Annotated in this window: 2 protein-coding genes; both read left to right on the top strand. The window is 74.9% G+C overall.

Translation table 11 applies throughout. The annotated features are described in order from the left end of the window. Positions 1–45 precede the first annotated feature (45 nt). The gene (locus ASF60_RS18200; protein WP_244478499.1) at positions 46–4971 is read left to right on the top strand and encodes a non-ribosomal peptide synthetase; all 4926 of its coding nucleotides are present in this window, start codon (positions 46–48) and stop codon (positions 4969–4971) included. Then, positions 4972–8037 (top strand): amino acid adenylation domain-containing protein (locus ASF60_RS18195; protein ID WP_056188300.1); only part of this gene is annotated, 3066 nt, incomplete at its 3' end.

Below are 8037 nucleotides of genomic sequence, written 5' to 3'. Positions count from 1 at the left end.
GGCTACGTGGTGGCGGCGCCCGGCGCCGCGCCGGCGGAGGGACCCTTGCGCGCGGCCCTGGCGCGGCGTCTGCCGGACTACCTGGTGCCGGGCCGGATCGTGGTTCTGGCGGCCCTGCCGCTGACGCCGGGGGGCAAGCTCGACCGAGCGGCCCTGCCGGACCCGGCCGATCCGCTGCCCGAGGACGCGCCGGCACGGCCCTTGAGCGAGACGGAGGCCGTGGTGGCCGGTATCTGGGCCGAGGCCCTCGGCCTGCCCGCCCTTCACCCCGATCAAAACTTCTTCGAGGCCGGTGGCGACTCGATCCTCAGCCTCCAGATCGTGGCGCGCCTGCGCGCGGCAGGCTTTGCCGCACAGCCCCGGCAAATCTTCGCGCATCAGAGCGTGGCGGCCCTGGCTCGCGTGCTCCGGACGCGCGGCACCGAGGCGGCCGCACCCGCCCTGCCGGAAGGCCCGGCCCCGCTCACGCCGATCCAGGCGTGGTTCCTGCGCCAGGACATGCCACGCCCGGACCACTGGAACCAGTCGCTGCGCCTGATCCTCGGGGCGGATGTCGACGGCGACCGCCTCGCCGACGCGCTGCGCCGTCTTCCGGCTCGCCACGAGGCCCTGCGCACGGCCTTCCGGCGCGACCGCGAGGGGGCCTGGACCCAGGCGCCCGTCCCGGCCGAGCAGCTGCCCGACCCGGTCGCCCAGGTTGCGGTCGCATACGAGGTCGAGACGGAAGCCTGCTTCCGCGCCGCCGAGAGGAGCCTCGACCTCGCGCGCGGCCGGGTCTTCGCGGCAATCCTCGCCGTGGCCGACGACGGCCCGGCCCGCCTCCTGCTGACCGCCCACCACCTCGTCGTCGACGCAGTCTCCTGGCGCATACTCCTCACCGACCTCGAAGCGTTGTACCGCGACGAGGCCGCGCTCTCCGCCCCGGCCGTCCCGTTCCGCGCCGTCGCGCACCATGTGGGCACGCAGCCGCCGCGAGACCCTGCGCCCTGGATCGCCGCCCTGGGCGCCCCCTCCCGTGCCCTACCGGTCGACCATCCGGACGGCACCCGCCGGCAGCGCGACGCCCGCGAGATCCGGATCGCCTTCGATGCCGGCACCACCGCCGGCCTCGACAGGGCAGGGGGGGCGACGCGCCCGCGCCTGCACGAACGGGTGCTCACCGGCATCGCCCGTGCCGTCGCCACCTGGGCCGGCGGGGATGCCCTGCACGTCACCGTGGAGCGGCACGGCCGCGATGCGGCTCTGGCGGTGGAGCTCACCGTGGGCTGGTTCACCACGCTGGTTCCGGTGCGCCTCGCCCTCACGGGGGACCGCGATCGCGACGTTCGGATGGTCAAGGAGGCCCTGCGCTGCCTGCCCGGCGCGGCGGACGAATTCGGCCGCCTGCGCGAGCTGGGTCCCACCGAGATCCGCGACCGCCTCGCCGCCCTGCCGGTGCCGGCCCTGACCTTCAACCATCTCGGCACCCTCGACGGTCTCGCCCCGGGCGGCCTGTTCTCCCTGGACGCCGAGGACATGCGCCTCTCGGCCGACCCAGATTCACCGCTCGGCGCCGAGCTCACCATCGACAGCTACGCGCGCGGCGGCAGCCTCACCCTGCGTCTCACCTATGCGAAGACGCGCTTCACGGAGCGCACCATCGTGGCCCTGTCGAAGCGCATCCGGGACGAAGTCGCCGCGCTGGCATCCGCACGGGAGGCGCATGGCCTGACCCCGTCCGACGTGCCCCTCGCGGGCCTCGACCAGGACGGGCTCGATCGCCTGGGCCTCGATGACCACAGCGTCAGCGACCTCTACCCGCTCGCCCCCGCCCAGGCCGGCATCCTGTTCCACGCCCTCGCCGCGCCCGGAACGGGCCTCTACGTGAATCAGCTCGCCGTTACCATCGGGGGCCTCGACGCCCCGCGCTTCGTGGCGGCGTGGCGGGCGGCGCTCGCGCGGCACCCGATCCTGCGCAGCGGCTTTCTCTGGACCGAAGCGATGGGCGCGCCGCTCCAGGCGGTCCACGCGACGGCGGAGCTTCCCGTCGCGTGGCGCGACCTGCGCACGGACGCTGCGCCGGATGTCGGCGCCCTGGCGGAAGCCGAGCGGGCGCAGGGCTTCGACCTCGCGCGTCCTCCGCTCATGCGGCTCCTCCTGGCGGCCCTTCCGGATGGGTCCCACCACCTGATCTGGACTTGCCACCACCTCCTCCTCGACGGCTGGAGCAATGCCCGCCTCGTCTCCGAGGTGCTGCGGACCTATGCGGGCGAGGCCTTGGAGCCGCCGCACCGCCTGTTCCGGGAGCACGTTGCCGCCCTGGCACGGGGCGATTCCGTAGGCGACGCGGCCTATTGGCGGGATGCCCTGGCGCCCCTCGACGAACCGAGCCTCCTCGCTCCCGCCCTCTCGGGCGAGACGGGGTGGACCGGCCACGGAACTGTCGACACCCCGCTGGATCGGGCGCTGATCGCGCGCCTCAAGGCCGTGGCGCGCGCCGAGCGCGTCACCCTCGCAACTCTGTTCGAGGCCGCCTGGGCCCTGACGCTGGCGCGCTTCACCAACCGGTCCCGGGTGGCCTTCGGCGTCACGGTCTCGGGCCGGCCCGCCGATGACGGCGGGATGCATGAGGTGCTCGGCCTGTTCATCAACACGGTGCCGCGCTGCATCCACCTCCCGGCCGAGAGGCCGGTCGGCACGTGGCTGCGGGAGTTGCAGGACGCGGCCGCGACCCTGCGCGACCATGCCCTGGCGCCGCTGGTGGCGATCCAGGGCTGGGCGGGTTCGCCGGGCCGGCCGCTCTTCGACAGCCTTCTCGTGGTCGAGAACTACCCCATCGATGCCGTGGTCCGCGACCGCGACGCGGGCGGCCTGCGCTTCGGGCCGGTGACGACCCTGGAGGCGACGGACGTGCCCCTCACGCTCTCGGTCCTCCTCGAGGCGGCGCCGCGCCTGACCTGGAGCCACGACCGCGCCCGGATCGGCACCGCCGACATCGACCGGCTGGCGGCGCAGATGCTGGGCACCCTCGCGGCCCTGGTGGAGAACGCGCAGGCGCCCCTTGGGAGCCTGGACCTCGTTCCGGAGGGCGAGCGCCGCGCGGGGTGGGCCGGTGTCCGCCTGCCGGCCCCGGCCGGGCCAGCACCGGCTGAGCCGGCGATCCACCGGCGCATCGCCGCGCAGGCGCAGCGGCGCCCCCAGGCGATCGCCGTGACCTGCGCGGACGCGGACCTCAGCTACGGCGCGCTCGACGCCCGCGCCGCGCGGCTGGCCCGTCACCTCGTGCGCGCCGGTGTCCGACCGGGCGCCCTGGTGGGCCTCTGCGCCGAGCGCTCCCTCGATCTCGTGGTCGGCCTGCTGGCGATCCTGAAGAGCGGCGCCGGTTACCTGCCCCTCGATCCCGGCTACCCGGCCGACCGGCTCGCCTTCCTGCTGGCCGATTCGGGCGCCGCACATGTCCTGGTCCAGGGCGACGCCCTCGGGCCGGACGTCGCGCGGCCCACGCCGGCGCCCCGCCTCATCCGCCTCGACGGCCCGCTTCCGGGCGAGACCGACGCCGTGACCCTGCCGGGGCCGCCCCATCCCGACCAGCCGGCCTACGTGATCTACACCTCGGGCTCCACGGGACAGCCCAAGGGCGTCGTGATCACCCACGCCAACGTCGCCCGGCTCCTGGAGACCACGCAGGGCCAGTTCGGCTTCGGCGAGGCCGATGTATGGACGCTGTTCCACGCCTACGGATTCGACTTCTCGGTCTGGGAGATCTTCGGCGCCCTCTGCCATGGCGGGCGCCTCGTCGTGGTGCCCCGTTCGGTCGCGCGGGCGGCGGACGCCTTCCTCGATCTCCTCGTGCACGAGGGCGTCACGGTCCTGAACCAGACCCCCTCCGCCTTCCGGCCGCTGATGCAGGCGGTTCTGGCCCGCACGCCGTCCCCGCCTCTCGCCCTGCGCACGATCGTGTTCGGCGGCGAGGCCCTGGATGTCGCCGGCCTCGCGCCCTGGTTCGAGCGCTTTAGCGACGCGGGCCCCCGGCTCGTCAACATGTACGGCATCACCGAGACCACGGTGCACGTCACCTCGCGGGCGTTGCGGGCCGGCGACGCCGCATCGCCGGACAGCCCGATCGGCGAGGCCCTGCCGGACCTGACTCTCCGCCTCCTCGACGACGCCCTGGATCCGGTGCCGGACGGCGTGCCGGGGGAGATCCACGTGGGCGGCGCCGGACTCGCGCAGGGCTATCTCGGGCGGCCCGGCCTTACCGCCGCGCGCTTCGTGCCCGATCCGTTCGGTCCCCCCGGCGCCCGGCTCTACCGCAGCGGCGACCGCGCCCTGCGGCGTCCCGACGGCAGCCTCCACTATCTCGGCCGGGGCGACGGGCAGGTGAAGCTGCGCGGCTACCGCATCGAGACCGGCGAGGTCGCGGCGGCTCTCCGGGCCGAGCCGGAGGTCGCGGATGCGACCGTGATCCTGCGCGACGGCCCCGGCGGGTCGCGCCTCCTTGCCTACGTGGTCCCGGCGGATCCGGCGGCCGGCGACCTGGACGAGCCCGGCCTGCGCGCCCGCCTGCTGCGGCGGCTGCCCGAGCACATGGTGCCGGCCGGCATCGTTGCCCTGGCGGCCCTGCCGCTGACCCCCAATGGCAAGCTGGACACCCGAACCCTGCCCGAACCGACGCGCGCTAATCCGGTCTCGGAACCGCCGGAGGGCGAGACGGAGCGGGCGATCGCGACGATCTGGTGCGAGGTGCTGGACGTCAGCGCGGTGACCCGCGACGACAACTTCTTCGCCCTCGGGGGGCATTCCCTGAGCGCCGCGCAGGTGGCGATGCGGATCGGCCAGCGCCTCGGTACCCCGGTTCCGATCCGCACCGTATTCGAGGCCCAGACCCTGTGCGGCCTGGCCCGGGCGGTGGAGGCGGAGCGCGCCGACGGGGCGGGCGACCCTGGCGATCTCTCCGCCATGGACGATCTCCTCGCCGATCTGGAGGCCTGAGTGAACGCCCACGCCGCCGACCTCAGCCGCCGCTTCGGCCGCCTCCCCGCCGAGAAGCGCCGGCTCTTCCTCGAGGCCCTGGCCGCCCGCGGCATCGATTTCGGGCGCCTGCCCATCGTGCCGGGCGAAGCGGCGGATCCGGCGGTTGGCCAGCCCTCCGGTCTCCCCGTGTCCTGCGCCCGGCTCTCCTATGCGCAGGAGCGCCTCTGGATGATCGGCCGAATGGGCGGCGACGCGGCCCTCCTGCACATCGCCGGTGGCCTCTGGCTCGACGGTCCCCTGGACCGGGCGGCCCTTGCAGCTGCGCTCGCGGCCCTCGCGGCGCGGCATCCGAGCCTGCGGACCGGCTTCCGCCCGGGATCGGAGGACCGGGTCGAGGCGGTGACCCACGGGGCCGTCGGCGACACCCTGCTGCGCGACGCGGATGTCTCGGATCTCGCCCCGCCGGCGCAGCGGGAACGCCTCGATGCCTTCTCGCGGGCCGAGGCGCGGGCGGCCTTCGACCTCGCCGTCCCGCCGCTGCTGCGGACGCTGCTGGTGCGCTGCGGACCGGACCGACACGTCCTGCTCCTGACCCTGCACCACCTCGTCGCCGACGGCCGCTCGGTCGAGATCCTCCTGACCGAGTTGATGCGGCTCTACGCGTCCGGGCGCGCGGCCGACCTGCCGCCCCTGCCCATCGCCTATGCGGATTATGCCCGTTGGCAGCGCGACTGGCTGGAAGCGGGCGAGCTCGACCGGCAGCTCGGGCGCTGGCGCGACCTTCTCGGCACCGGCGACCCGGTGCTGCCGCTGCCCCTCGACAGGGCCCGGCCCGCGGTCCAGAGCTTTCGCGGTGCGGCCGTCGCCTTCGCGGTGGAGGCGGGTGTCGCGGAGGGGCTGCGCGGGCTCGCGCGGGTGGCCGGCGCGACCCCCGCCATGGTGCTCCTCGCGATCTTCGCCCTGCTCCTGCGCCGGATCACCGGCGAGACCTCCCTGCGCATCGGCGTGCCAATCGCCAATCGCGGGCGGCCGGAGACCGAGCACGTGGTCGGCCTGTTCGTGAACACCCTGGCGCTGCGCCTGGACGTCGACCCGGCCGCAAGCGTGGAGCGCTTCGTTGTGGGGGTGCGTGAGGCCATGCTGAAGGCGCAGGGACATGCGGACCTGCCCTTCGAGCGGCTGGTGGATGCCCTGCAGACCCGGCGCAGCGTCAGTCACACCCCCCTCGTCCAGGTGATGCACAACCACCGCGTCGCCGGCCCGGACCGGATCACGGTCGGCGACCTCACCGTGGCGCCATTCGGCCGCGAAACTGGCAGCATCCAGTTCGACCTAGTGCTGGAGACGGTCGAGTCCGCGGACGGGACCCTGAGCGGGACCTTCGGCTATGCCCGCGACCTGTTCCACCAAGAGACCGTGGAGCGGATGCGCGACGGCTTCCTGCGTCTCCTGTTCGCTGCGGTGGCGGAGCCGTCCCGGCGGGTGGACGGGCTGCCGCTAGTCTTGGCGGCGACCCGCCTGTCCCTGTCGGCGCCCTATCCCGGCCCCCTGCCGCTGGCCGATGCCCTCCTGCCCGACCTTATCGCCCAGGCCGCCGCCGCCCGGCCCGCCGCCGCCGCGGTGATCTGCCCGGACGCTGCTACCACGACAACGACGATTGCCGCCACCATCTCCTTCGCCGCCCTCAACGCCAGCGCCAACCGCCTCGCCCACGCCCTCGTCCGGCACGGCGTCCAGGCCGAAACCCGCGTCGCCGTCGCCCTGCCGCGCTCCGCCCGCCAGATCGCCGCCTTCCTCGCCGTCCTGCGCGCGGGCGGCGCCTTCCTGCCCCTTGATGCCGGCCTGCCCGCCCCGCGCCTGGCCAGCCTCCTGGCCGAGGCCCGGCCCAGCCTCGTTCTCGTCGATCCCAACACCCGCGCACGGTTGGCCGAGGCCCTGGCGCTGCTGCCGGAGCTCGGTCCCGGCGCACCAGGGTCTGAGGCTGCGCCCAGGCCGAAGGCCGAGCCTGAGCCCGTCCTGCTTGACCATGACGCCCTCGACCTCGCGGCCGAGCCCGCCACCGCCCCCGCCGTCACGCTGCACCCGGACCAGCTCGCCTAYGTCATCCACACCTCCGGCTCCACCGGCCGGCCCAAGGGCGTGGCCGTCACCCACGGACCCCTGGCCGCCCATATCCGCGCCACCGGCGCCCTCTACGAGACCGGGCCCGAGACCCGCGAACTCCACGTCCTCTCCATGAGCTTCGACGGCGCCCACGAGCGCTGGATGGTGCCCCTGGCCTTCGGCGGCTGCGTCGTGCTCAAGCCCGACGGCCTCTGGACCCCGCGCGAGGCCCTCGACGCCATGGAGCGACACCGCGTCAGCCATGCGGGCTTTCCCACCGCCTACATGCACGCCCTGGCGCTCGAGGCCGCCGCCGGCCCCGCCCCCAGCCCGCGCTCCTACGCCTTCGGCGGCGAGGCCCTCTCGCGCGAGAGCTTCGGGCTGATCGCGCGGGCCTTGCGCCCGCGCTTCCTCATCAACGGCTACGGGCCCACCGAGACGGTGATCTCGYCCCTGGCCTGGAAGACCGGCCCGGAGGCCACGGTGGAGGACGCCTAYGCGCCGATCGGCCGGGCGGTGGGTCCGCGCCGCGCCCTGATCCTCGACGCGGCCCTGGAGCCGGTGCCGGTGGGGGTGACGGGCGAGCTCTACCTCGGCGGCGCCTGCCTGGCGCGGGGCTACCTCGGCCAGCCGGGTCAGACGGCGGCYCGCTTCCTGCCCGACCCCTACGGGGCGCCCGGGGCCCGGCTCTACCGCACGGGGGACCTCGCCCGCTGGCGGGCGGACGGGACGGTGGCGTATCTCGGGCGGGCGGACGCGCAGGTGAAGCTGCGCGGCTTCCGGATCGAGCTGGGCGAGGTCGAGGCGGCCCTGCTCGCCCAGGAGACGGTGGCGGGGGCGGCCGCCGTCCTGCGGGACGGGCCGGCGGGTCCGCGCCTGGTGGGCTACGTGGTGGCGGCGCCCGGCGCCGCGCCGGCGGAGGGACCCTTGCGCGCGGCCCTGGCGCGGCGTCTGCCGGACTACCTGGTGCCGGGCCGGATC

This window comes from Methylobacterium sp. Leaf113, from assembly GCF_001423325.1.
Classification (GTDB): Bacteria; Pseudomonadota; Alphaproteobacteria; order Rhizobiales; family Beijerinckiaceae; genus Methylobacterium.
Note: the sequence above shows the minus strand (reverse complement) of the source record. Positions and strands in the feature narration are given on the sequence as shown.